Consider the following 24,640-nt stretch of genomic DNA (forward strand, 5'->3'; position numbering starts at 1 on the left):
TATTTTACTCATCCCGCAATTGTGTCCTCTATTCCATCATGCCGCTCAACAGTAGGACATCGACTGTAATTTCATTCAGCATGATTTCGTTTTTTCTTTCAATATGCCATCCCATTGGTGTCATTTCCAATAGCTTTGGAACAAGCGCCTGTGTTAGCGGTAGTGTATATGTAAGACGCTCTGCCTTTACTTGTTTAAAGCTTTCCTTGAAACGTACTACCGTCTCTTCATTTGAATAGCTTTCCTTTTCCGAATGGGCAAAAGCCTGCTGGCGCAGTTCTTTTAAATATCCCTCATGCGGCACGACTTTGATAACCTTGCCTCCTGGCTTTAGCACTCGTTTAAATTCCTCATAATTGGCCGGGGACAAAATATTAAAAATTGTATCAAAGCTTTCTTTCTTGTAAGGGCTTTTTGCCAAATCCCCTACACACCACATAAGCCCCGGGTAAAATTTAGCAGCAGCTAAAATTCCTTCCTTCGCAATATCAATTCCCACACTGATTGCTCCAGGTCTTTTTGCTGTAATTCTTGCCAGATGAGATCCTTCCCCGCATCCGGTATCTAAAAGATGAACACCTACCGCCAGTTCTGCCAACCGTGTCTGCAGTGCATCATATAATCCACTAGAAATAATTTCATGCCGCGCTTCGAATAATTCCTTTGCATACATCGACTGTACCGGCCTCGTCATAAAATTGATATATCCCTGCTTGGCAATATCAAAGGAATGGTTATTTGTGCAAACGATTGCACCGCTATCCTCCACCTGTACTTGCCGGGCACAAATAGGACAGATGAAAATCGATTGATTATATTGCATATTTTGAATACATACTGCTCTTTTTGATAACATAATATTTCCTCCAATACTCATATGTATCATAGCATGAAAGGGGTGCTCCGTATGTTTTCACGTACAGAGCCCCCTTTTTATTCGAGGTATTTTGCCTGAAGAGCATTTCGGATTTCTGCTGAAATACCAAACTGATCCTGGAGAAAGTCTGTTTCTGTTTCATAACGTCTGTCAATTTCCTCAAAAACAGCATGCAAATACTTTTCATCGGCGGACATTATTTCATGAAACACAGTCAAATCCATGTCTGGATAAACGGCTGTCAGTCTTTTTTCCATTTGGGCGACCACAGGGGCTAAGAGACCATTTGTTAATAAATAGTCTTGCATAATTGTTTCACGTGGCACTCCTAACGTAAGTAAAATCAGTGCCCCTCCCACCCCTGTCCGGTCTTTTCCCACTGCACAATGATGAAGTAGCCCTAAATTCGCTTCGTCCTTTAGTAATTGCATAAGCCGCTGAAACGAAGGGTTATTAAAAGGCATCTGTGCATAAAACTTTGTAAACAAATCAGCATCTATTTGGTTATAAAAGTTGAAATTGTGTGATTCCATCTTCATTGTCCCGGGCATTTTAAAAGGAGCAGCACCTTTTGCGGGAACACGTATATTTTGAACACCTTCTATCACAGGCGTTGGATTAGCTTCTGCCTCATTATCATCGCGATAGTCAAAAATTGTTTTAATACCTAGCCGCTTCAATTTTTCCTGATCCTGCGGAGTCATCTTTGCCAAATTCGCCGAGCGGAAAAATAAATGCCGTTTCACTATTTTTCCGCTATGTGTTTTATAGCCTCCCATATCACGAAAATTGTGTACGCCCTCTAACACAATACTTGGATTTGCATCATATAGCATATAACCACCTCCATACTCTCCTAATTGTCGCTGGAAATTTCCTGGGGAATAATGTCGAACAGGCACAATTAGACGCTTCAATGGGCATAAGCTTGCTTTCTGTCCCGTTCTATCCGTTGGAGCTTTCCCAATTGAATAACCATCGCTTTTTTATATACTTCAACTGCTACAAATTAATAGGCAGTCCAGCCTGCATCTGCCGTGATTACTGTTCCATTCACAAATGCCGAATCATCCGAGGCAAGGAAAAGAGCAACACGAGCAATATCTTCAGGCTCACCATTCCGTGGATTAAATGCTGCTCCTGCCATTGCCTTATCCATTCCGCCCTGATTCGGCTCTTTAAAGGAGGAGCCGATATTCGTATTTACACCCCCAGGAGCAATGGCATTGCAGCGTATTCCCTTGTCTGCATATTGAAAGCCCGTATTTTTAGTCAGTCCAATTACTGCATGCTTAGAAGCTGTATAGGCAGCTCCCGCGCGTGAACCATACAGTCCTCCAACAGAAGCAATATTGATAATAATCCCTGTTCTCTTTCCAAGGAAGATCGGCATTGCCTGCCGAATCGTTCTCATGGTTCCTGTTACATTCACAGCAAACACTCTATCCCATAGTTCGTCTGTTACGTCCCCTACTGGAGAAAAGTTATCCATTATCCCAGCATTATTCACTAAGATATCTAATGTTCCATACGTATTCAAGGCTGCTTTAATCAGTCTGTATACATCGCCTTCCTTTGTAATATCCGCTTCTACGGCTGTTGCTGTACCACCAATCGCCGTAATATCTGCTACAGTGGCACCGGCACCTTCCAATGTTACATCGGACACGACTACTTTAGCGCCTTCTTTAGCGTAAAGAACCGCTATCGCCTTCCCCATTCCCGAAGCAGCACCTGTAATGACTGCTACTTTATCGTGAAGTTTCATACAAAAACCCCCTTGAAAGTGTATTACCCATCCAATGTAACTATTCGACTTATCGCTAAGCTCTCCCTCCTTCAGTTAACAGAAACCTCCGGATTTTTCTTGATGAGGATAACAAAGAGACTGGCCAATACACAGAAGCCGCCGGCTAGCATAAACGCCCATGTATAAGAACCTAATGCCGTATAAATGACGCCGCCTGTATAAGCGGCCAAACCGGCTCCTACCTGGTGAGCGGCCATAATCCACCCATACATCATCGCACTCTTTTGAATACCGAAGCGCTGGCGTGTAAGGCCAATTGTTGGTGGCACTGTAGCAATCCAGTCAAGTCCATAAAATATAGCAAACACCATCAGCCATACGTAGGACCCTGATGTCAAGGCAAGCGGAAGACAAACAAGGGACAAGCCCCGCAAACTGTAGTACCAAAATAACAGCCAGCGGTTATCAAAGCGGTCTGACAGCCAACCGGACAATGTAGTGCCAATTAAATCAAAAATCCCCATAAAAGAAAGCATAGAGGCGGCGGTTAAAACAGGGACTCCAAAGCTAATACAATAAGAAATAAAATGGGTGCCAATGAGCCCGCTTGTTGACAGGCCGCAAATAAAAAAGCTGCCGGCAAGTAACCAAAATTCTCTTGCCTGCAGTCCTTCCCACAGAGCTGAAATAGCTGCCTTGAACGGATTATCCGTAGACAACTCTGCTTTCGGAACGAGCGCTTCCTCTCCATAAGGCGGCAGGCCGATATCTCTTGGAAAGCTTCGCATCAGGATAGCAATCATAAAAAACATCAAAACACTGAGGACCAGAATTAGCAGTACAGCTGCTTTCCAGGAATATTTATTAATTAAAGCGGCTAAGACTGGCAGTAACACCAGCTGTCCTGTAGCAGTGGCGGCTGTCAAAATCCCGACCGCCAAGCCCCTTCTTTTAACAAACCAGCGATTCGCTACTTGTGTGCTCAGCACAGTTAAAAAAAGGCCCGAACCAAGTCCAATTAAAATACCCCATATAAGAATAAGCTGCCATTCACTTTTCATGATAAATGTAAGTGAAAGGCCTATCGTAAGCAATGCCATGGAGCCAAGCATCATCCGTTTCAACCCAAACTTTTCTACAAATGCGGCTATAAACGGGCCCGAAAATCCATATAAAAATAAACTGATGGCAAATGCAAAGGAAATAGACGGACGTCCCCATCCGAATTCCTTTTCAAAGGGGTCGATAAATACCCCTGAAGACGACCTGACAATCCCCGCTACAATAATCGCAAAAAATGTTACGACTAATATAATCCAGCTATAATGAACTCTTTTCATAAACCTCCCCCTAGTAAAGCTATTTTACAAGAAACCCCGCTATTATTCACTGAATAATTTGAAAACAAAATAATGAAGGCTATTTTCCAGCCAATAAAAAAAGAGAGGATAACTTTCCTCTCTCCAGAGTGAACACAAAGTCGTTTTACGATTTTGTGTTCACGTATTCATAGATAACATGGCGAAAAGAAGCTGGACCCTGCCTGATTGCTTATGAAGTAAAGTTCATATAACCAGCCAAGGCTTGATAAACCTTATCTATTTCTTCCTTCACGAGTACTTCACCGCCGATTTGTGTTGTCCAACTTTTCAATTCATTTACCTTTAAAACTTCTACATCCAGAGATTGGATCTCAATTTTTTGAAATGAACAAGCATCGGAAAACAGGGTGACAGACCCATACACATCCTTCCCTATATCCGGCAATAAATCCCGCAAAGCATAAATCAAACGCTTATTTACCATGACAGGGTTTGGAAATGCTTCATGTTCCTTATTGTGCTTTGTCTCTACCCATTCCGGGTGTATTTCGCTTCCTGTAATCCACCCTTTTTTCTGGATGCCATTAATGATGTAGATGCCCGACTCATGAACAAGAACCGCATCCACGCTATACGCTTTATTATTTACAGGTACTTGAAGATCAATCAAGATACGATGCTCACCAGCTACCTGATCCAATTGCTTCATTATTCTATGTAAATACTTCTTTCTCGTATTCATTAGAACCTCGAAAAACGAATACCCAGTTAACCGGCTAAAGGCCGTATTATCATGTCTATATACAAGAACACATACTGCTATCATCAGTGCTGCTAAAATAAGCACAATCCAAAGCATCATTTTGTCCACTCCCAACCAAGTGTCTATCTGTTATTTATCCTATTTTAGCAAATTCAGTAAGCACTGGCTATGCACCTGAAGGCGTGAAGTTTCATATTTCTTTTCAGGAGAAGGGATAAAGTACCTATTAGTATTTTCTTTTATAAATCTTTTCACACAAAAAGGAGGTCATCTCGACTGCTCTTCCAGCTGAAGAAGGCGCTCTTTCATCGATAATCCTCCACGGAAACCTGTAAGTGAACCATTTTTACCGATGACGCGGTGACATGGGATAATAATCATGACAGGGTTAGCTCCGATTGCAGCCCCTACAGCCCTGACAGCTTTTGGCTTTTGAATGGCCTGTGCAATATCTCCGTAACATCTAATCTCCCCGTAAGGAATCTCTTGCAGGGCCTGCCAAACCTGCTGTTGGAATTCTGTACCTTCTACATCGATAGGGATTACTATCTCGCGCTTCCCATCCAAGTACCCTCTAAATGCCTGTACATAAGAAGAAAGATAATCATCATTTTGTTCTACTTTCATCCCTTTCCTGCGCTTTTCCACCCACTGAATTAATTCCTTTTCGTCTTGATTTTCAGAGCCGGTAAAACATAGTCCTTTTTCTGTAGCAGCCAAAACAAACGCCCAATCCCGATGTGTAAACAACGTCCAATAAATCATTCCGTTCCTCTTTCCTAAAACATCCGGGATGCCGTCTACTCAGCCTCCCGGATGTTCATTAATTTTGCATTTCTACTGTTGGTCCCATTACAGGCGGTACTTTTAATCCTGCCTGGCGCAGCAGAACTGTCATTTGCCCACGGTGGTGTGTCTGATGATCAATGAGCTTACGGAGCAGGTTTCCGCGCTCTATCTGTCCGCCAAAGCTTTCTACCTCTTCTATCATCTGTTCGTCTGTAAGCTTTTCTGCTTCCTTCTTATAGGCTTGTGTTACTGCTTCATACATTTCTACAATCTCTTTGATTGACTGTGGAATCGGCATGTCCGGGCCTGGCGCAGGAATTTGCAAGCCTGCGAAGTGCCCGAAAGCCCCCGCCACACTTACTAAATGCCAGGCAAGCCATTCTAAAGAATTATGCCCTTCTACAATCGATACATTTTTCTTTTCTTCTGTAATTGCCTGCATAACATGTAATGTTCCTTTTGCATTCATGTCCCAATCTGCTAAAAAATCCTCTGCTTTACGATACATTTTATACACTCCTTTATATATATTTTTCAAGCATCCGCCAGATTTCTACCTTTTGTTCAAATGTTTTAATATTCCTGCCGGGTACAGGGCTTGTTGATGGCATTTTATAATATTCTCTGCCTGTGAGCAATTCAAAACCAATCTTCTTTTGAAAAACGTCATATGCTTTCGTGCCGTTAAAAAAGACGGCTTCAATTTGCGGAAAGCGAGTAAACAGCTCTATAAAATCATTCGGAATTTCATTTTTGATTTTACTGTCCAAACTGCCGATACGCTCACATGATTGAATTACATCCCACAGGCCAATTCCATGCTGTCTTACAAGCTGCAGCCGCTCTTCATAGCTTTCGGGTACTGCATGATTCGTAATACTACCGATTATCCGCCAAAAGTGATTGCGCGGATGACCATAGTATTGCTGCTTTTCAAGTGACTGCACGCCTGGCATTGACCCGACGATGAGCACCCGGGTATGTTCATCTACGACAGGTGGTAAAATATTTCTAATCATATTATCACTCCTATCCCAATTATAAGTGGCCTCTATTAAAAATGCTCTATAAGCGCCTGGCCTATAGAGCTATTTTTATCTTAATTTCCGTCCTGCTCTTGATTATCTTGATTTTCAGTTCCCCTTCTTCCCCCGCGGAAATCTTCTCCACCGGGCCGCCCACCCGGCATTATTCCTGTATTGCCGCTATTTTCCGTAACGCCGCTTTCATTTACATAAGTCATGATTTGTGCGGGCAGCGTAAAAGAAACGGAACCTTTTTCATCAATCATGGAACTGGCATATAATGCAAGTCCATCTTTCCTTTCCCCTTTTACAGTGCCTCCAAAGCCTATTGTATAATCCGTTTCCTGCTTCAATTCTGCTGTACTGATTAGAAGCGTTTGGAATTCCTTTTCCGGTGCCACTGAAGCGAGTACTGCCTCTTCCTCTGATACCAGATTTACTATTGTGCCTGCTGCCTGTGTATCTGTAAATGTCATCATTACGGCAGCCTGTGAGGAAGTATCTGAAACCCCCATTGCCATACCACTGCTCCCTGCTGCAATGAGCGTACCTCCTTCGAGAGTGAAGGTCCCATCATAATCAAGAGCTCCGTTTCCTCCGTTAGTCGGTCCGTAAACAACGACAGTGCCTCCAGTCATGTGGATATTTGTATTGGAGTCCAGCCCATCTCCCTCTGCATTTACATATAAAGAACCATCCTCAATTAAAAGCAGACCACCTTCTTCTGATGCAGTTGCAGCTTTCTCCTCTGTTTTGGCATCCTGTCTTCCGTCGTTATACATGCCAAGATCTGAAGAGCCGCCGCTAATATTGACCCCGTCATCTGCAGCAATGACAGCAATATCACCACCTTTTACGGTAATATTAGTTCCTTCAATCCCTTCATAACTTTTGTCAATTTTTATCACTCCATCACTAATTAATACATCATGATCTGCATGAATTCCGTCATCTCCTGTATTGATCGTGACAGCACCGCCCCGAATAACGACATCGCCATTACTGTGCACTGCATCATCATTCGCATCGATTGTAAAAGTCCCTCCTTCAATCTGCACAAGATTCGCCGCTTTGATTCCCTTTGTACTTATTGAATCGTCGGCTCCTTCCTCTACAGAAGAATCGGCAGACATATTTCCCTCCTTCGTACCCCGCTCCTCAGCAGGTGGGGTTTGCTGTTCTTCATCTACTGAGGGGGCTTGTACAGGATCAAACTCTCCTGTCGGTGGTTCCATGCCGTTGTCACCCTGCGGCATTCCCCCTTCTGCCAGTCTGTCTAACATTGCCTCTACTTCCTCAATAGTCGTTCCATCAGATAATGCATTCTTATCTATACTTTCAAGCAGCTCTTCTTTTGTAATGGTCCCTGCTATATATTGCTGAATTTGGGAGGGGTTTAGGCCACTCATCGACCCTCTGCCTATTCTCGGAGTCCCTTCATCAGGCATCATTGCTCCGGCCCCTTGATCTGATTTTACCGTTTCAGGGCTTCCTCCTCCTGCAGTGATCGTATATTTTCCATCTATAACGAGCACATCACGCTCCGACTGTATACCATCTGAGCCCGCCGTAATATCAAATGAACCACTTTGCAGTACAATATGGCCTTTCTGCTCGTCTTCATCATTCGTTGATTTTATTCCATCACCCAAAGCATCAATTTTTATCTTTGCATCACGAATGGCCAATAAATCCCTGCCCATGATTCCATCATCAGCTGCTTGGATCTCTATTTCCCCACCTGTTATGATAACGTCATCACGCCCGGCTATCCCATCCTTATAATTAGCGTGAATAATAAGTCTGCCTGTTCCGTTAATAGATAAATCATCTTTGCTGAAAATAGCTGCAGATGGTTCATCTTGTTCCTCTTCCATTAAATATTCTTTTGCATCCTCTAATTTATTTTCTGTTCCTTGCTCTAAAGAAATAACAGTTTGCTCAGATTGTTTCACGTGAATCACAGGACCAGAATTGGAAGTGATGGAAACTCCGTTTAATACGAGCCGAACTGTTCCCTTATCCTCAGTATCGATGATGATTTGTCCATTATTTAGCGAGCCTTCCAGCACATAAGTGCCGCTTGTTCTTATTACAATATTCCCTTTTTCTATCACGACACCACCCGGTCCATCGGCAACTGCAGACTCTCCATTTAGTTCTACTTTTGTAAAATTGCTGTTCTGCCAAGCAGTGTAGAAATCCTCATCACCGTAAGTGACATATTGTGTTGTTAGTTCATCAATCTTGGTACTCTCTTCCATGGTAGCGTTTTGGCAAGCAGCTAATACGATGGCACTCATAATAAATGGTGCTGCATATTTTACTTTTTTCATAAATATCCTCCTATTAAGAAAGGGGATCTGCCAACAGACCCCCTTTTTTATTTATGCTGTAAAGTTACCGTCGTAGCTCAGCATCACTGAAGAGGAAACCCCTGGAATGGCTGAAATTTCTGTTACAAGCTCGGCGTCATTTCCTTTTATCCGAACCTCGTAAGTAACCTCTGTTTCCTTCTCCTGAAAGATTGTTTTAGATTTCAGCATATACTTTTTGCTGCCAGCTGCGAGTATTCTTTCGATTTCTGTATTAGCCACACCGTTATCAAACTTCACAATAAGCAAATAAGGGTTCTCCACAACGATTTTGTTCTGGAAGAGAACAATGACAAGCCCAATGACGAGCGACCCTGTGAAAACAAGTGGAATGAAACCTGCTCCGCAAAGGATTCCGGCTGCAACTGACCAGAATAAAAAAATCAAATCCATCGGGTCTTTGATGGGTGTCCGGAAGCGAACGATCGAGAGTGCCCCAACCATGCCAAGCGACAATAGAACATTCTGGCTGATTCCCATAATGACAAGAGCTGTTGCTAATGTCATCACCATAAGAGAAATGTTAAACGAATGGGAATAAATGACTCCGTTAAACGTTTTTTTATATACAAAATAAATAAATAATCCAAGAAAAAATGCGGCAACCATGCCAATTAGGGAATCCGTTAAAGAAAAGGATGATGTTTTCTCAAGAAAACTTGATTTGAAAATATCATCAAAAGTTGTGGCAGTTAATAAAGATAACATGACTATTTCCTCCTAATTTATCCGTACATACGGCTTAATTGATATTTTGAATACGCTTCTTGCCTCACATTAATCCCCTGCAGCATCATTTTGATTGTGTCCGGCAAGTATTCGTCATATTTCACTTCCAAAATAACCTCGTTTGGTTCCAGTACATCTACCATCGGTAAAGACGTATTGAATAAATCTGTATTCCTTAAGCTTGATTTCACCTTACTATCAAATGTAATGCGGACATTTCCATATAAATAGATGTAAGCCTCCCGCTCATAGTCAACAACCGTCATCGGCTTTAATCCCTTATATTTCATCTCATGGAACAAATCGTGCACGAGCCCTCTTTCATCATCTTCCATCCAATCGATATCCCCTTTTTGCATCCGTTCAAATTCACGTACCATCAGCTTACACTTCGTCTTGAACGTTAGGTTATTACGTTTTGACTTTCTCTCTAGATGAATCACCGCCGAACTTTTTCCATAAAGGCGGACTCGGTATTTATCTCGGTTTAGAAATCCTTCCTTCTTCTCATTCATCACTTTATTATCGAAATTGTCAAAGTAGCATGAACGGATTAAATAGCGCCCATCAGGTCCTGAGTACGGATCAAGTGTCATTATATGGCACAGTTTATTTCGCAATAGCATATAGTCCATATATGTAATCCCAAACTTCATTTCCTTTCTGCCGTTAGGATTAAATGATGTATGAATCGGCATTTCTATTCCTCCTTCTTTTCGTAAGTCACACATCGGTGGGTATCTCACTGATAATCCGTACTTTACGCCCCCAATGTGTCAGCCATATGTTCAAAAAAGCAGTAGCAATAAAAAAAGCAGCGGCCACCTTTTCCGGTGCCACTGCATCTTTAGGAGATTGACCTCCACTTATGTTTATTTAACAGTCCTATTTATTTTTGGGAAACACGTGCACTATTGAACGTAGCCATGTCTTTCACCATTACATTCGCCGCCTTAATAATTGGATAAGAAACAGCAGCGCCTGTCCCTTCCCCAAGCCGCAGGTCCAGCTCGACAAGTGGTTTTTTGTGTAAGTAGTCCGCTGCAATTTTATGTCCCGGCTCCACAGAGCTATGAGATAAAATCATATAATCTACGCTGCCTGGGGCAAGCAGCTCTGCCAGACATGCCGAAACTGTACAAATGAAACCATCTAATAAAATAGGAGTGCGCATTTCTGCTGCTCCGACCATCGCACCCGCCATTCCGGCAATATCAAGTCCGCCTACTTTCGATAATAGATCAATGGCATCATGTTTGTTAGGCTTATGCAGGGCCAATGCTTGGCGGCATACCTCAATTTTCCGGATTAACTGCTGGTCATTAATACCCGAACCGCGGCCTGCAACTATCTCCGGATCAATATCAAGGATAGAAGCTAAAATGGCACTGCTGGCTGTTGTATTGCCAATTCCAAGCTCTCCGACAATCAAGCAGCCTGCCCCTTCTTTAATAGCTTGCCTTGCTGCTTCATAGCCAACTTCTATAGCTTCCCATGCCTCTTCTTCTGTCATCGCCCGCTCTTTTAAAAAATTGGCTGTCCCTTTTTCCCGCACTTTTTTATTGATAACATCATCATGGGGTACAGGACGTACGATTCCTAAATCGTATACTTTTAACGGAGCACCAATCATCCGACTGAAAACGCTGATTCCTGCTCCTCCTCCCACCATATTCAAGGCCATTTCATAAGTTACTTCCTGAGGGGAAGCGGAGACATTTTCTTCTACTATCCCATGGTCGGCACAGAAAACAAGGGAGGCCGGCAAGATTTCAGGCTGAATATCCCCTGTCATTCCGGCAAGGTGAATGGCTAACTCTTCTAGCCTGCCTAAGCTTCCTTGTGGTTTTGTCAGTGAATCAATATACTCTTTCGCCTCATCCATTTTTTCATGGTGAAGCGGTGGAACAGAGAAAGTTAACATCTTATATAAGCTCCTTTTAAAGACGAAATTTTCAATAAATATAACACATAAATGCTTTATAATTTATTAAATTGTAGAGTTTCATTTAAATTGTACCCACATACTAGCAAATAATTGCGTGGTTTTCATCGGACCTGTGATTTTTTTCACATCTAAAATTTCCTTTCCAATTTATAATGCTGGTAATAGGAAAGGAGCCGATTTTATGGTAAAGCCAACTTACATTATCGCTGCTTGTCTGGTGATTTTTATCGCTCTAGGGATTGGCATAATGATTAATGAATCTCTTATTCAAGTATAATCGTTCCACCATTCGAAGGGTTGATCATTCTACAATTTATCAACCCTCCTTTTCCTTTGATAAGATTTCATTATATACCAAACAATAGGCGGGAAAAATGGAATGCATGAGATAACAGGAATGGAAATCGCCATATTCCGCTCAATTACCGGGATTTGTCCAAGAAGTATGCCTGCCCCCAGCCATAGCGTCACCCATAAAAAACCACCTAGGCTATTATAGGTTAAAAAGACCTCGAAAGAATAGCGGGTATAGCCTGTAACGCAGGGGATCATCGTTCTCATTAATGGAATAAAGCGGGAAAACAAGATAGCCTTTTCACCATGCCGATTAAAAAAGTCATTTGCCGATTGCATAGTATTTTTAGAGAAAAGCCACCACTTGCTTGTCATTCTGCGACCGATACGACCAATCCAATAGTTTTGTGTATCTCCCAAAATGGTCGCTGTAAAAAGCACCACCAGCAAGAACCATCCATTTAATTCGCCTAAGGCTACAAGTGCGCCGCTTACAAAGACAGTGGCATCTCCAGGCAGGAATGTCAGCACGATAAATGCTGTCTTACAATAAATTAACACGAATAAAAGGATATAAACAAGATAACCGTAGTCTGTTAAAAAATGGTGAATCGCTATATCAATCTGCTTCATTTCAAGTAAAAATGCGTGCATTCTTTCACCTCATTTCTGCTGCTGCATTACTTATCCCGATCTTCTACTTCTCTTTACAGTTACATTACATATCCCTTACTGCGTTTCCAGTACAAGAAGAACGGGAAAGAAATTATTAATACGTATTAGAAGGAGTGAATACAGTGGACAAAAATTACCGCATTGAAGTAGCGAATGGCCATGAAGATTTCTTCTATAAATTAGAAACCCTTAAAGCAGAAGGTTTTTCCGAACGAGATATTCACATTTTCTCCAAGGATGTCAGTACGTTTGAAAACCTCAAAGCAGATTCCGACATCCATACACATGAAGCTGGCAACTGGATAGATAAGTTCAAGTCATTCTTTACAGGGGAAGATGCAGTAACCGAAACATTACGCCAAATTGATTTGACGGAGGAAGAGATTTCTTACTTGAGTCACGAACTTTCCCAAGGTGCTTCCATCATCTACGCGCGAAAGGATACATCGGAGCACTTAGCCCCTTTAGATACCATAGTGGGGCAGCAATCAGAATATGAATTAAAACAACAGGCAGATCAAGAGGCCCGTAACCATCTTGATGATATAGATGTTATGCGGCGACGTATGTAAAATCAGGGCGCGGCACTCCTTTTTAGGGGGCCGTGTCCTTTTTTCTATCACCAAAGAAAATCCACGCCCCCTCCTATTTACATCTTTTTGTACTCTTACTATTACCTTATGCAGTCATTTCTCGCTCATCACCGAGTTTTCCATCATTTCAGCACTCGCTTTTTTTCTTTACTATTTCTCAATCAGTCAAAGGGGCAATTGCACTAGTCCTAAAAAAATGAGTACAATATAAGAAAAATTAAGGAGCCCATGTAATGTTCAAATCACTATTTAAACGTAAAGATAGACCACTTAAACACCACGTGGAATTCTGTATTTCCAACCTTTCCTTCGGAAGCGCCGATGCCTATGACGAATTAATAGGCAGGGAAGATATCATCATTGAGGAAGCAGGCTGTACATCTAACTGTGAAACATGTGATTCCTGTCTTTTCGCTATTGTAAACAGTGAAGTTGTAACAGCCGAAACAGCTGAGGAATTACTACATGAAATAGAGGAGAAAATGAAGGAGAATATATTAGTCGGATAAAGAGATTCGGCTGACAGGGTACATTGTGACATCCCTTTTCTCTTAAGAACAGCTTGTTGATACGCTTTTACAGATGAAATTAGTTACCAAAAGGGAAATAGCCTGAAATCCCACAATTTTTGGCTATTCCCTTTCCGCTGAAACAGCCCCTTTAAAAAGATTCGAAGAAATAAAGGAGAACCACTCTATACTTCTACAAGAATGTTCCTTTAATTAAAAATTTTATTCCCCGTTGTTTTCTTCAATTTTCACACTATTGACTTATCCACCAGGAATGTTACAATGACAATATGCTTTCGCGAGTTGAAGCGCTGAATCAAAATTTTTATCATCTAGGAGCCATCATATGTTTTCTATTGAAGCAAAAACACGCCCCTCTTTTGTAGAGGCTCTTTTTATTGTATTAATCGTCATATTCTCTATCTCAATTTCTATCGGTAAATTCGGGGCTACACCGCATATCCCTATTGTCTGCTCCATTATGCTTTTGCTTTTTTACGGCTTGCTGAAGCGTATTCCGTTTAAAAAGCTTGAGGAGAGCATGCTCGCTGGTGCGCAGGCAGGAATCGGCGCTATCTATATTTTCCTGCTGATTGGCATATTGATCAGCAGCTGGATTGTAGGTGGTACTATCCCAACCTTGTTATATATGGGACTGTCGATTGTCGGTGCAAGCTTCTTTTATACGATTGTATTTGTCACAACTGCCATCATCGGTACGGCAATCGGCAGTTCACTGACTACTGTTGCCACATTAGGCCTTGCCTTTATTAGTATTGCCGGAGCTATTGATGCTTCTCTTGCCCTGACAGCAGGGGCTATTGTATCAGGTGCCTTCTTCGGGGATAAAATGTCCCCTCTCTCGGACACTACTAATTTAGCAGCAAGTATTGTAGGAATCGATTTATTTGATCATATAAAAAATATGAGCTGGACAACGATTCCTGCCTTTTTCATCAGCGCCATTCTTTATTCTGTACTGTCACCTTCCATCCAAACATTGGATACAGATGTCATTACTTCTTATAAAGACATGCTGATAAAGTTACAGATGGTTCACTGGTACGCTATTATTCCACTTATTGTATTGATTGTATGTACATTGTTTAAGGTTCCAGCCTTCTTGACATTAACTGTTAGCTCTATTGTGGCGCTCGCCCTATCAACGCTTCATATGTCGCTATCACTTCCCGAATACTTCTCTATCCTTTATGACGGGTATGTTGCAAAAACAGGAGTAGAAGTAATCGATTCTTTGTTAACAAGAGGTGGTATCAGCAGTATGTTCTTTACAATTATGCTTGTCCTATTAAGCTTAAGCATGGGAGGACTGCTATTTGCCCTCGGAATTGTTCAGGCACTGTTGGCTAAAGTTGAAGAGCTGTTATCATCAATCGGTTCCTTAATTACCGGTACAGCTTTCACTGCTATTGGTATTAATTTACTCGTCGGTGAGCAGTATTTATCCATTCTGCTTACAGGAGAAGCATTCAAATCAAAATATGATGAAATGGGACTGCAGCCAAAAAGCCTCAGCCGGGTTATGGAGGACGCGGGAACTGTCATTAACCCGCTCGTTCCGTGGAGTGTCTGCGGTCTATTTATCACCTCCATGCTTAAGGTACCCGTTCTGGACTATTTACCATTCGCCTTTTTCTGCCTATTGAGTCCTATACTGACAATCCTTTTTGGCTGGCTGAATGTTACTATAGCCAAAAAAGCTTAGCTTTTAGCAGTGGCGGCCTGGAAAGTAATTACCTTCCGGGCAGTCCTGTTTCTTATTAAACTTCCCCTAAAGAAGCACCACTTCCACGGTATTTTCTTCAAAATTGCCTTCCTTCCTTTGCAGGTAATTGCCTTATAGTAATTTCCTACATGCTCCTTCTTCCATCCTTTTTTAGTCAGCCCATGCAAAATCTTTGTTGAAAAGATATGGTGAATCATACCGCCTTGTTTTATGTACAAAAAAATTCTCTTCATTCATCCATGATTTTCGGAAAAATGGGCAATTTAAAGGGAAGGCTTATTTGCCTGAAAAACAAAGGAGGTGTCAATATGGGATCATTATATAGAACAGCTTTAGTTATTGCGATTATCGGTGCAGTGAACTGGGGACTTATCGGTTTTTTCCAATTTGATTTAGTTGCCACGTTATTTGGAGGAACAGATTCCGCTCTTTCCCGCATTATTTATGGAATTGTAGGGATTGCCGGTCTTGTCTGTATCCCGCTGCTAGCTAAACCGTTAGCGGAGGCAGAAGCTTCTAATGCCAGCACTAATTCGACATATAGAGGGGCCAACTACCAAACAGAGTTCGCTGAGGAAGATGAGTTTTCCGATACAAATTTTAATTCCAACCCGAATTACCAAAATAATAACAATTCGGCCTACAAGCAGAATAATAACCAAAATAAATCCGATCGTTAGCAAAAGAGAATGGCGGTCCATGTCGGCCGCCCTTCTTATTATAGACAGGCCGTCCTTCAGATAGCCATAATCCATATAGTATGCAGGATAAATATACCCGCGTATAGACTGGCTACGCCTGCAAGCAAATAAGTATATAACCTTCTGAAGGCTGTTCCGCTTTTTGTAAATACCCGGTAGGAAATATAGAGAAGAAATGCTGATAAAGCAATTTTTGTTAGTAGAAATAAAGATGAGTTACTCTTCCATAACAAATCCATGATTGGGTTTGCTTCTTTAATCAGTGAATGTGTTAACCCATAATAAGTGGCCACACCATCCAAAATATTTAGCAGTGCAATCATACAGCTTAAGCCAATTAGTTTTATCTTTCATCACCTTTACCATCCTGGAAATTGTTTGGCTTCTGGCTTATCCGGTGATAGCTTACGGTCAGCTGCCCGGACTATATAATAAATGACAAGAAGCTTACTTTCCTTCATTATACAAAACCTCTTCATTTATTATTCTTGCCTTCATTTTCCATTGCCATTCATGTTGTTCATTTAAAGGATGGCTTTTTCCTAAGGTAAATAAAACAGGCAAAGGCTATATAATCAAGCACCTCAGAGTTAACCCTTTTCTTTTTATACAAGGCAAAAAACCGATACTAAACAAATTTTTAGCATCGGCTTGGATGGGAACCATTTATTGTGCAACAATATAGATTGTTGTATAGAATTGTCCTGCAGGATGTTTTCCCTCTTTTGGGACATTGGTTGAACAACTCTAGTTTTTAGTGAATGACCGCTGTTTTGTTAAATAAATGATACGGATAAAAACTTCCCTCCAGCCAATTGTTATACTACTTGTTAGAGGGAAATTTTTGAATCCTGTTCCTTTTCGTTCATAATTTTTTCCCAAACTTCCTTTACTCCTCTGGCAGCGTGGTTTTCTGCAAGATAAACATGAGAAAGGTGCTGCATAGCCTGTATGCTTTCACATGCATTTCCTACACCGATTGCAGGATAGCCTAAATGGAATAAACTTAAATCATTCTCTGAATCTCCTGACACAATAACAGTGGAAGTGTGTTTACAGGCATCCAGTATATACTGTAACGCTTTCCCTTTATCTACCTCTATCGGAAGAATATCTAAATCCCTTCCACCGCTGTAAATCATATTCACGTTTAGCCGATTCGTTTTAATAGCCGCTGCTAATTTTTCTGCCTGAGCGGGTGTGGCAAAATAAGCTAACCGCCATTTTGTGGGCAGGTCCTGGGATATCAAGCCCAGTTCTATTGCCAGCTCATGTACGTCAGGGAAGTCAGCTAGCCGCAGCTGGTCTGCCCATTTTTCATCAAGCTCAAATTCAGGCCCGACATAGATAGACGCACCGACATCACAAACAAGCACATCTGGAATTGGCAGCCCTTCTGTTTCAATCAACTGCTTAGCAGAAGAAAAATGACGGCCCGTAATATAGATTAAAGAGGGTAAATTATCCTGAAAGTATTCCCATAAGTCCTGATGCGGGACATCCGGACTGACAATCGTATTGTCCAGATCAGTCGCCAGGACATATGGTTTAAGGGGTTGATACATAAGAGCCTGCTCCTTTATATAGCTTATTTACTTTAGCAGCAATTTTTGCCCAGTTGAACTCATTTTTAGCATGTTCCTTTGCCTGTCTTCTCATATTGGCAAGCTGGTCGCGTTTTGATAGGAAGTATGCCATTCCTTCACTTAATTTTTTAGCATGAGATTTTGGGAAGTGCAATCCTGTTACACCGGGCTTCACTACGTCTTTTAAACCACCAACCTCGCTGGCAATAACCGGGCATCCACAAGCTTGCGCCTCAGCTGCTACCATACCAAATGATTCATAGTGGGAAGGCATAATTGTAGCAATCGCATTTGCATACAATACTTTCAATTCTTTTTCCTTTTTCGGGCCTAGGAAATAAACACGATCCTCTATTCCTTCTAATGCTGCCAGTAGCTTTGGATCCTTTGGTAGAAGGTTTTTCATATCGACTGTTTCCGAACAGCCGCCTGCAATTAAAAGTCTTACATTTTCTTGGTTACCATGTGTTGTAAGCAGTTGTCGGAAGGCCGCTAATAAATCAAAGATTCCTTTTGATGCTTCAAGCCGCCCAGCATAGAAGTAATATGGAAAATTAGCATTGCCTGCTGTGGGTGGAGGTGTAAGATATGTTGGTGAAACGCCGATTGGTACAACAGATATATCACTCACATTTTTTGTGAATTTAGCAATTAGCTCTTTCTCTGTCGGTGTTGTTGCTAATACGATATCCGCATGCTGCATTATGCGTTCTTCATAATGCTTACGTTTCGGATCTATCTTACCTGTACCCTGCTCTTTGGCAATGGCTAAGGAATGGTTTGTATGCACCCAGTAAATTCCATACTCCTTTTGTAACATAAGACCAAGCACACCGGATAACCAATAATGAGTATGGATGACGTCATAGGATTCGAGATCTATTTTCTCTTTAATTTCTGCATAGAAGGCAGGTAGTATACCGAACATTTCATCCTTCTCTACTAAGCCTGGTCTACCTGCATTGAAGCGATATACTTTTCCATGATCACCGATTGCTTCCACAGCCGGTGCATCTTGATTACACCAATGTGTAATGACATCAACTGTATAGCCGAGTTTATCTAAAGATAAGGCTAAATGTTTTACATAGTTATTTTGGCCACCTGCCTGCTTGCTTCCGAGCGGCATAAGGGGATCGCCGTGGTCTGAGATAAATAGTATTTTTTGTTTCATTATGCACGCATCCTTTCTCATTCTTTATTAAATGAAAAGCCTATAAGTAGACATTTACTTACAGGCCAAATACAGTCACGTGGCTTATGGCATATCGATATCGTTATGAAGGGAAGTTGGAGGTACTGCCGGTTTTGGGGCTTGTCCCATTGGCTCCGGATTATCTAGGAATACAAATTCACCTGTTCCATCCGGTGCCATACCTTCTGCCCATAGACCATTCTTTGCTCCATTTCCTTCCTCTAAGTTATAAAACTCATACGCATGAGGCTGTGCTTCCAGCTCATCCTCTGGTGTGAAGCTGGCTGGTACTACAACTCCTTTTTTCTCCTCTAGCTCTTTAATAGCCGCCATCCATTGATATTGGTGATAACGGTCACGAGCCAACATTTTCCGGAATACTTTTCGTACTCCTTCGTCAGAAGTCATATGATAAAGTCTAGCAACCTGTAGTCGCCCTTGAGATTCTGCATTTAAATTTGCACGGAAATCGGCAAGCAAGTTCCCGCTCGCAATAATGTAGCCGGCATTCCAAGGCACACCGTTAGAGTCCTTTGGTGTAGCGCCCAGACCACTTACGATCAAGTGTTGTGGGTTCACGCCTCCCATGATCGCTGCCATTGTTGGGTTTTTAGCCGCCTCGTCCTGAGCACTTGGAGTTGCTCCATCCAGCAATTGGGAAATTAAAGAACACAACATTTCTACGTGTCCTATTTCTTCCGTCCCAATTGCCATCAGCATATCCTTGTACTTCTCTTCTCCGCGGCAATTCCATCCTTGAAATAGGTATTGCATCATTACACTCATCTCACCAAATTGTCCGCCCAACACTTCTTGAATTTGTCTGGCTAACATTGGATCTGGTCGTTCTACTTTTACTTCAAACTGTAATCCTTTACGATGTTCAAACATGCATCTATTCCTCCTCAAGGTATTAAATGACTCCCTAATCCTGTTCCCTGCAATTTTCAAAATAAACGAAAATCTATCAAAAAGGGTCTATTTATCTAGTAAAATCAGCCTTGATTTTCGTTGTTTTTTGCAGGTAGCAACTCTATTCCCCGTAAATTCTATTTGTAAAACAGTACTTTCTGCCTTTTGTTCGCTGTTTCATTTTTTAGTAGGAAACCGCTTAAATAAATACCTTTGAGTGTTATATTGCATGTGGTATGATATGTATAATTTAATGTAATTTCTTGAATATAATGTATTCTTACACTACTTGAAAGGAGAAAGCATCATTTTCAGTAATGGGAGAATAAATAACAAAATGGAGGAAATCACATGCAAAACCGCTTATATCTTATCTCTTGGCTCGCCCTCATTGTATCGGTAAGCTTTTTCGTGGTGGGCGTTCTCAACTCCGACTGGGTACGTATGGAGAAAGGCTATTATATAATGGTAATTTTGTGGGCTGGCTTTTCTATCTTCTTTGCGATTAAATTTTCCTTTGACCGTGAAGATGGTAAGCAGATCGGTTCTGCCTATATAGTTGGAGGATGGACTTCTTCCTTACTTGCCATCGGATGGGGAATGGTATCTGTCTACAACACTACATGGGAATTATATTTAAAAGGCTACTTCTGGGGTATGACATTGTTTATTTGCTTTGTCATTTATGTATTGTCTATCGAATATCGAAAGCGCGAAGGCAGCCAAGCTGAACAAACTTATCAGGAATCCTTTTCCACCGACTCTTATCTTCATAAAACAGAGGATTAAAACAGCCTGTTGACAAACGCTTTCATCTCGCTTTGCTTGCCTCGCTCGTCTATGCACCTTTGCTCCTGACGCCGCACTTTTATCGCAAAACTGCGTCTTCTAGCAAACGTTTTCAAGACAGGCTAGGTGAGCTTTCTTTTTGCCTTCTACTCTAAAATTACCTGAAGACAAAGTCGTAAAAAGACTTTGTCTTCACTCTGAAGCATGGATTTCCTCATGTTTATCTATCTTTTTATAGGGATGGAGCTAAAAAACTCTCTTATCTCTTCCATCATTTGTTCTTTATGCTCTTCAAATTGCCGGATGCGGTGTCCGTTGCCTCCAGAAGGATGGGGGAAACCTCGTAGTAGACGGTGTTTAGGTATCAGTCCTTTTTCTATCAATTCTCCTAGGACAGCTTGAACATTTACACCAAGCGGAACGATAAGTGTCTCCTGAATCCCTTCAACGTTCCCTGGGAAATAATTTTCTGCATATTTCCTGAGTAACGGCGTTTTCATGATTTTTGGCGTGCTTCCATTGTAGTTTCGCCCTTTATAAAATACGGCATGAGGCAGAATCGAGGTACTGTGCAGCAGATGATGATACGTACTAAAAAGCTGGCTGCATGTTTCTATTCCCAGGTGATCAGCAATTTTCAATTCGTCCATCATCGCTACAAGGTTTTTTCTCATCGTACCGTGGAAGCTCGATTCCCTTTTCACCGTTCTCAATACCTCTTCATACGTGCCGGAAGTCTCCATAGCCGTAGAATAAGCACGTTTCATCTGATGAAGGCCCGGCGTAATACCGGCAATAATAATTTTTGCTGCTGGGTTCACATATTCAAAAGGTGTATAGTAAATTTTCAGGTGCCGCTCTCTGTCCTCCTCTAACAAAAAAGGATCGGCAAGCAGCGTATGATCTGTATAGGCAGCCGGCAGCAGCTTAATATATTTTTGAAAATACGGAAACATTGCATGACGAACTATTGCCATCATCTCACCCCCTTTTAATTCTTTTCCCATTTAAAGACCGCTTCAGTCTCCTCGCTCCTGTTAAATAAGCAAAATGATACCTTTCGAATCCACTATCATATAATTACTTCTTACTCTCTTTGTTCTTTTGGATTCTTAAGTATATTCGTATTAATATTTGCTGCTTCCAGCTTTTTCTCTCCTTCAGCCTCGACTTGTTTTCGCAGTTCATCAAGCGCTGGATCAAAAGCTGTATACTGGCCAAGCATGAATACCATCTCGTGCTCAATCGGCAGCCACGTACGGATATCTGCTTCGTTTTGCTGAATCTGAGCTTCCAGCTTATCAAGTGCATATACTATCCTTGCTTCATATGTTTCCTTTTGTTCAAACTCCATCCATATATCATAAAGTTCCTGCCCGCCATTCCCGCCAAGCAGATCTCGAATTTGCTTGATTGCTTTACTTTCATTTTCATATTTTACTGCTCTTGCTTCCTGATCATCGATTGTATAGAAAAGTGGAACGTCTTTTGCATACGCTTCCACCAAATCATGAATGACCACCATCTTTAACAGCCGCTCCATCTTCACCTCTTTTGAAAGATATGGCTCCAGGGCTATCGCCATAAGCGCAACGCTCCACGTATGTTCAGCCACACTTTCCCGCCGCCCGGTAGGAAGCCAGCTATGCCGCAGTTCCTCCTTTAGCCGTTGTCCGAGTTTCATCAGCTCTAATATCTTTTCCATCCGAAACATCCCTCTTCCAATGTTTTATAATTAAGAGTATGGGTTGAATTTCAGAATTCTAATAGCGGATACTAGGCAACCTAACAGGAAAAGCCCCTGCTGACCAGAATACTCTGATAAACAGGGGCAATTATTTTCTCATGTACACGTCTTTTGTCCAAGTCACTCTTGCCCACTTCATTATAAGAAATATACCATCCATGCCTCATCGTAATATATTTCCTCTACCTTTAAAGCATTCTTTTCTATGCCGAATACTACAAAACCACTAGTAACATATAGTGCCTTCGCTCTTTCATTATCCTGAACAACTGTAAGAGTAATCTGCTCAACACCATCAAGCTGCCGCGCTTCTTTTATAAGGGTATCAAGAAGCTTGCCGCCGATTCCCTTTCCTCTACACTCTGCGGATACGTACATACCGTATAGATTTGCTTTATGCTTTGTCTTCGGCCCATTATCTCGAACGAAGGTTACGATTCCTATCAACCTGTCTTCTTCAAAAGCCCCTAACGTGAATTTCCCTGCCTCCGGCGCTATTCGCCGGCCTATTTCCTCTACTGTAAAAGCCGCCTCTCTCTCATAAGTAGACCCAAATGCCTCTGGGTTTACACGCAGTGCCTCAAGCCTTATCGTTTGATATGCCTCGGCATCCTGTTTATTGAGCATGCGAATCATTTTGTAGCCTCCCTTTCCTTATTTACTCTTATGATAACTTACAAAATATTCCTTTATCCAGATGATTAGCCCCTACTACATTAAAACTATCTAGCTTGCCGCGGTCTAACGGACAAAGCTACCCTCGCAAAAGCCTTCTATGCCTATAGAATAAACACTCTTTAGTTTTTCATTGCTACCAAGAAATAGGTACAATGAATAAGAAACTATTTCCATAGCTTTCTTATATTCCATTTAGCCCGATGATCTGCATATTTTTTTCATAAATATTTTTTATACTAACAGTTGAAAGAGGTGTCTTTTTTTGATGAAGCGGATGTCAACAAAGCTAGCTGTCTACTTTTTCCTTACGGTGTTCATTATGGAGGCCTTTCTCATGCTCTATTTACACCAGAGCATTCTTACTACTAAAATCAATGAAGAATTCGAACGATTGTTGGCAAACGGCGCCAATCATAGAAATGTACTCGTTGAACACTATTCAGATGCTACAATGGACCATATTGTTTTAATGGAAGCCAATACAGACCGGGAAGTAATCATTACAGACAACAAGGGAAATGTAATGAAGTCTTCTGAGAAAAACCCGACCCTTGTACAGGCCCTTACATCTGTTTTGCCGAAAGCTTTTCTGAAAAAAGATGAAATATTGAATGCCGATTGGAGGGAGACCCCCTACCTTATCAGCGCGCATCCGTTTACTTTACAATCCAACGGGCAGCAGGGCTATGTCGTTATGTTTCAAAGCACCTATCCGATTGAACGCTTGGTAGAACAGTTGAACTTTCACTTCGGTATTGCCGGGATTACGAGTATATTTGTGTTATTCCTTGCTTATCTCGCATTATCCAGGTTTTTAACACGACCGCTTATTCGTATGAAAGAAGCAACAGAAAAGATCAATAAGGGGGACTTCCAGGTTGAATTGCCAAAGCTTAAACACGATGAATTAGGGGAGCTTTCGTCCGCCATACAGACACTTGCAAATGATTTAGCCCGTCTGAAAAAAGAGCGTAATGAATTTCTGGCTTCCGTCGCCCATGAGCTGAGCACGCCATTAACCTACCTAATCGGCTATACAAAAGTAGCTTCCAGAAGCGATATTAGCGAGGATGAAAGAAAGCATTACTTGAGCATTCTGACGGAAGAGTCAGAGCGGATGAAGGAATTGGTGAAGAACCTGCTGGATTTAGCCAAAATGGATGAAAACTCATTTTCTATTATGCAGGAAACCTTTTGGGCAAAGGCATACTTCCTAAATATTTTGAACCTTATCCGTCCCTCTTTCCAGCTGAAGGATATGACTGTTGCGTTAAAATGCCCAACGGACTTCCAAATTTACGCCGACCCCTTACGTCTTGAACAAATTGTATTAAACTTGCTGGATAATGCAAAAAAATATTCTCCTGTCCATACTGAGGTAACCGTAGCTGTTTTACAAAAAGGAAACAACACCATTATCGCTATTACAGATCAGGGGATCGGTATCCCACCTGATGAAATCCCCTTTATATTCGATAAGTTATATCGGGTCGAAAAGTCGCGGTCACGTTCTCTCGGCGGCTCTGGTATCGGTTTATCCGTGGTAAAGGAATTAGTAGAGGCACACGGTGGGGAAATACAAGTAAGCAGTACACTGGGACGGGGTAGCACCTTCACTATTACGTTGTAAGGAGAG

General features: G+C 41.7%; 26 protein-coding genes. 6 read left to right on the forward strand and 20 right to left on the reverse strand.

Going from position 1 to position 24,640, the window contains the following annotated elements:
* Window positions 1–28: 28 nt before the first annotated feature.
* The 13 genes from BOD01S_RS16325 to BOD01S_RS16385 all read right to left on the reverse strand — a co-directional run bounded on the left by BOD01S_RS16325 (window position 29) and on the right by BOD01S_RS16385 (window position 12,526).
* The gene (locus BOD01S_RS16325; protein WP_036152787.1) at window positions 29–856 is read right to left on the reverse strand and encodes a putative RNA methyltransferase; all 828 of its coding nucleotides are present in this window, start codon (window positions 854–856) and stop codon (window positions 29–31) included.
* A 77-nt stretch (window positions 857–933) separates the two neighbouring features.
* A complete protein-coding gene (locus BOD01S_RS16330) occupies window positions 934–1,713 on the reverse strand; it encodes a tyrosine-protein phosphatase (RefSeq protein ID WP_036152790.1) in 780 nt (259 codons plus the stop codon).
* A 173-nt stretch (window positions 1,714–1,886) separates the two neighbouring features.
* A complete protein-coding gene (locus tag BOD01S_RS16335) occupies window positions 1,887–2,645 on the reverse strand; it encodes an SDR family oxidoreductase (protein WP_036152792.1) in 759 nt (252 codons plus the stop codon).
* A gap of 71 nt (window positions 2,646–2,716) precedes the next feature.
* Entirely contained in the window at window positions 2,717–3,967 is a 1,251-nt protein-coding gene (locus tag BOD01S_RS16340; RefSeq protein WP_036152795.1) for an MFS transporter, read from the reverse strand.
* Between the two features lie 211 nt (window positions 3,968–4,178).
* Window positions 4,179–4,811 (reverse strand): nuclease-related domain-containing protein, encoded by a 633-nt coding sequence (locus tag BOD01S_RS16345; RefSeq protein ID WP_052124762.1) that lies wholly within the window; start codon window positions 4,809–4,811, stop codon window positions 4,179–4,181.
* Between the two features lie 168 nt (window positions 4,812–4,979).
* The gene (locus BOD01S_RS16350) at window positions 4,980–5,477 is read right to left on the reverse strand and encodes a methylated-DNA--[protein]-cysteine S-methyltransferase (protein ID WP_036152797.1); all 498 of its coding nucleotides are present in this window, start codon (window positions 5,475–5,477) and stop codon (window positions 4,980–4,982) included.
* Window positions 5,478–5,535: 58 nt separating this feature from the next.
* Window positions 5,536–6,009 (reverse strand): DinB family protein, encoded by a 474-nt coding sequence (locus BOD01S_RS16355; RefSeq protein WP_036152799.1) that lies wholly within the window; start codon window positions 6,007–6,009, stop codon window positions 5,536–5,538.
* A 13-nt stretch (window positions 6,010–6,022) separates the two neighbouring features.
* Window positions 6,023–6,520: a DNA-deoxyinosine glycosylase gene (locus tag BOD01S_RS16360; RefSeq protein WP_036152801.1), complete on the reverse strand. Its 498-nt coding sequence runs from the start codon at window positions 6,518–6,520 to the stop codon at window positions 6,023–6,025.
* 80 nt (window positions 6,521–6,600) lie between these two features.
* A complete protein-coding gene (locus BOD01S_RS16365; RefSeq protein ID WP_052124764.1) occupies window positions 6,601–8,862 on the reverse strand; it encodes a carbohydrate-binding domain-containing protein in 2,262 nt (753 codons plus the stop codon).
* A gap of 51 nt (window positions 8,863–8,913) precedes the next feature.
* Window positions 8,914–9,609 (reverse strand): DUF4956 domain-containing protein, encoded by a 696-nt coding sequence (locus tag BOD01S_RS16370; protein ID WP_036152803.1) that lies wholly within the window; start codon window positions 9,607–9,609, stop codon window positions 8,914–8,916.
* A 17-nt stretch (window positions 9,610–9,626) separates the two neighbouring features.
* On the reverse strand, window positions 9,627–10,328 hold the full coding sequence (locus BOD01S_RS16375; RefSeq protein WP_036152806.1) for a polyphosphate polymerase domain-containing protein: 702 nt from the start codon (window positions 10,326–10,328) through the stop codon (window positions 9,627–9,629).
* 191 nt (window positions 10,329–10,519) lie between these two features.
* Window positions 10,520–11,554 carry a nicotinate-nucleotide--dimethylbenzimidazole phosphoribosyltransferase gene (gene cobT / locus BOD01S_RS16380; RefSeq protein ID WP_036152808.1) on the reverse strand — a complete coding sequence of 345 codons (1,035 nt, stop codon included), beginning with the start codon at window positions 11,552–11,554 and terminating at the stop codon, window positions 10,520–10,522.
* A 330-nt stretch (window positions 11,555–11,884) separates the two neighbouring features.
* Window positions 11,885–12,526, reverse strand: coding sequence for a DedA family protein (locus BOD01S_RS16385; protein ID WP_052124766.1), 642 nt, complete (start codon window positions 12,524–12,526; stop codon window positions 11,885–11,887).
* 134 nt (window positions 12,527–12,660) lie between these two features.
* On the opposite strand from BOD01S_RS16385, the gene BOD01S_RS16390 reads away from it, so the two are divergent.
* The 4 genes from BOD01S_RS16390 (at window position 12,661) to BOD01S_RS16410 (ending at window position 16,076) form a co-directional block, all read left to right on the forward strand.
* On the forward strand, window positions 12,661–13,119 hold the full coding sequence (locus tag BOD01S_RS16390; RefSeq protein WP_081977900.1) for a general stress protein: 459 nt from the start codon (window positions 12,661–12,663) through the stop codon (window positions 13,117–13,119).
* Between the two features lie 254 nt (window positions 13,120–13,373).
* Entirely contained in the window at window positions 13,374–13,649 is a 276-nt protein-coding gene (locus tag BOD01S_RS16395; protein ID WP_081977901.1) for a DUF1450 domain-containing protein, read from the forward strand.
* A 346-nt stretch (window positions 13,650–13,995) separates the two neighbouring features.
* The gene (gene nhaC, locus BOD01S_RS16400; protein ID WP_036152813.1) at window positions 13,996–15,375 is read left to right on the forward strand and encodes a Na+/H+ antiporter NhaC; all 1,380 of its coding nucleotides are present in this window, start codon (window positions 13,996–13,998) and stop codon (window positions 15,373–15,375) included.
* A 329-nt stretch (window positions 15,376–15,704) separates the two neighbouring features.
* Window positions 15,705–16,076, forward strand: coding sequence for a DUF378 domain-containing protein (locus tag BOD01S_RS16410; protein WP_036152819.1), 372 nt, complete (start codon window positions 15,705–15,707; stop codon window positions 16,074–16,076).
* 56 nt (window positions 16,077–16,132) lie between these two features.
* On the opposite strand, the gene BOD01S_RS16415 is transcribed toward BOD01S_RS16410, so the two are convergent.
* The 4 genes from BOD01S_RS16415 to BOD01S_RS16430 all read right to left on the reverse strand — a co-directional run bounded on the left by BOD01S_RS16415 (window position 16,133) and on the right by BOD01S_RS16430 (window position 19,769).
* Window positions 16,133–16,420 carry a DUF5658 family protein gene (locus BOD01S_RS16415; protein ID WP_036152821.1) on the reverse strand — a complete coding sequence of 96 codons (288 nt, stop codon included), beginning with the start codon at window positions 16,418–16,420 and terminating at the stop codon, window positions 16,133–16,135.
* Window positions 16,421–16,927: 507 nt separating this feature from the next.
* A complete protein-coding gene (locus BOD01S_RS16420; RefSeq protein WP_233153156.1) occupies window positions 16,928–17,662 on the reverse strand; it encodes an HAD-IIB family hydrolase in 735 nt (244 codons plus the stop codon).
* A complete protein-coding gene (locus BOD01S_RS16425; RefSeq protein WP_036152823.1) occupies window positions 17,646–18,857 on the reverse strand; it encodes a glycosyltransferase in 1,212 nt (403 codons plus the stop codon). Before BOD01S_RS16425 ends, BOD01S_RS16420 begins: the two co-directional genes overlap by 17 nt.
* A gap of 84 nt (window positions 18,858–18,941) precedes the next feature.
* The gene (locus BOD01S_RS16430) at window positions 18,942–19,769 is read right to left on the reverse strand and encodes a manganese catalase family protein (RefSeq protein WP_036152825.1); all 828 of its coding nucleotides are present in this window, start codon (window positions 19,767–19,769) and stop codon (window positions 18,942–18,944) included.
* Window positions 19,770–20,141: 372 nt separating this feature from the next.
* Between BOD01S_RS16430 and BOD01S_RS16435 the strand changes: the two genes are divergently transcribed.
* Window positions 20,142–20,579, forward strand: coding sequence for a YiaA/YiaB family inner membrane protein (locus BOD01S_RS16435; protein WP_036152829.1), 438 nt, complete (start codon window positions 20,142–20,144; stop codon window positions 20,577–20,579).
* Between the two features lie 224 nt (window positions 20,580–20,803).
* Here BOD01S_RS16435 and BOD01S_RS16440 read toward each other — a convergent pair whose 3' ends face one another.
* The 3 genes from BOD01S_RS16440 to BOD01S_RS16450 form a co-directional block, all read right to left on the reverse strand.
* The gene (locus BOD01S_RS16440) at window positions 20,804–21,556 is read right to left on the reverse strand and encodes a hypothetical protein (protein WP_052124775.1); all 753 of its coding nucleotides are present in this window, start codon (window positions 21,554–21,556) and stop codon (window positions 20,804–20,806) included.
* 110 nt (window positions 21,557–21,666) lie between these two features.
* On the reverse strand, window positions 21,667–22,284 hold the full coding sequence (locus BOD01S_RS16445; protein WP_036152831.1) for an HD domain-containing protein: 618 nt from the start codon (window positions 22,282–22,284) through the stop codon (window positions 21,667–21,669).
* A gap of 180 nt (window positions 22,285–22,464) precedes the next feature.
* Window positions 22,465–22,962 (reverse strand): GNAT family N-acetyltransferase, encoded by a 498-nt coding sequence (locus tag BOD01S_RS16450; RefSeq protein WP_036152833.1) that lies wholly within the window; start codon window positions 22,960–22,962, stop codon window positions 22,465–22,467.
* Between the two features lie 316 nt (window positions 22,963–23,278).
* Between BOD01S_RS16450 and BOD01S_RS16455 the strand changes: the two genes are divergently transcribed.
* Window positions 23,279–24,634, forward strand: coding sequence for a sensor histidine kinase (locus BOD01S_RS16455; RefSeq protein ID WP_244887324.1), 1,356 nt, complete (start codon window positions 23,279–23,281; stop codon window positions 24,632–24,634).
* Window positions 24,635–24,640 lie beyond the last annotated feature (6 nt).

Origin of the sequence: Lysinibacillus odysseyi 34hs-1 = NBRC 100172, from assembly GCF_001591965.1 — a bacterium.
Lineage (GTDB): Bacteria > Bacillota > Bacilli > Bacillales_A > Planococcaceae > Lysinibacillus_B > Lysinibacillus_B odysseyi.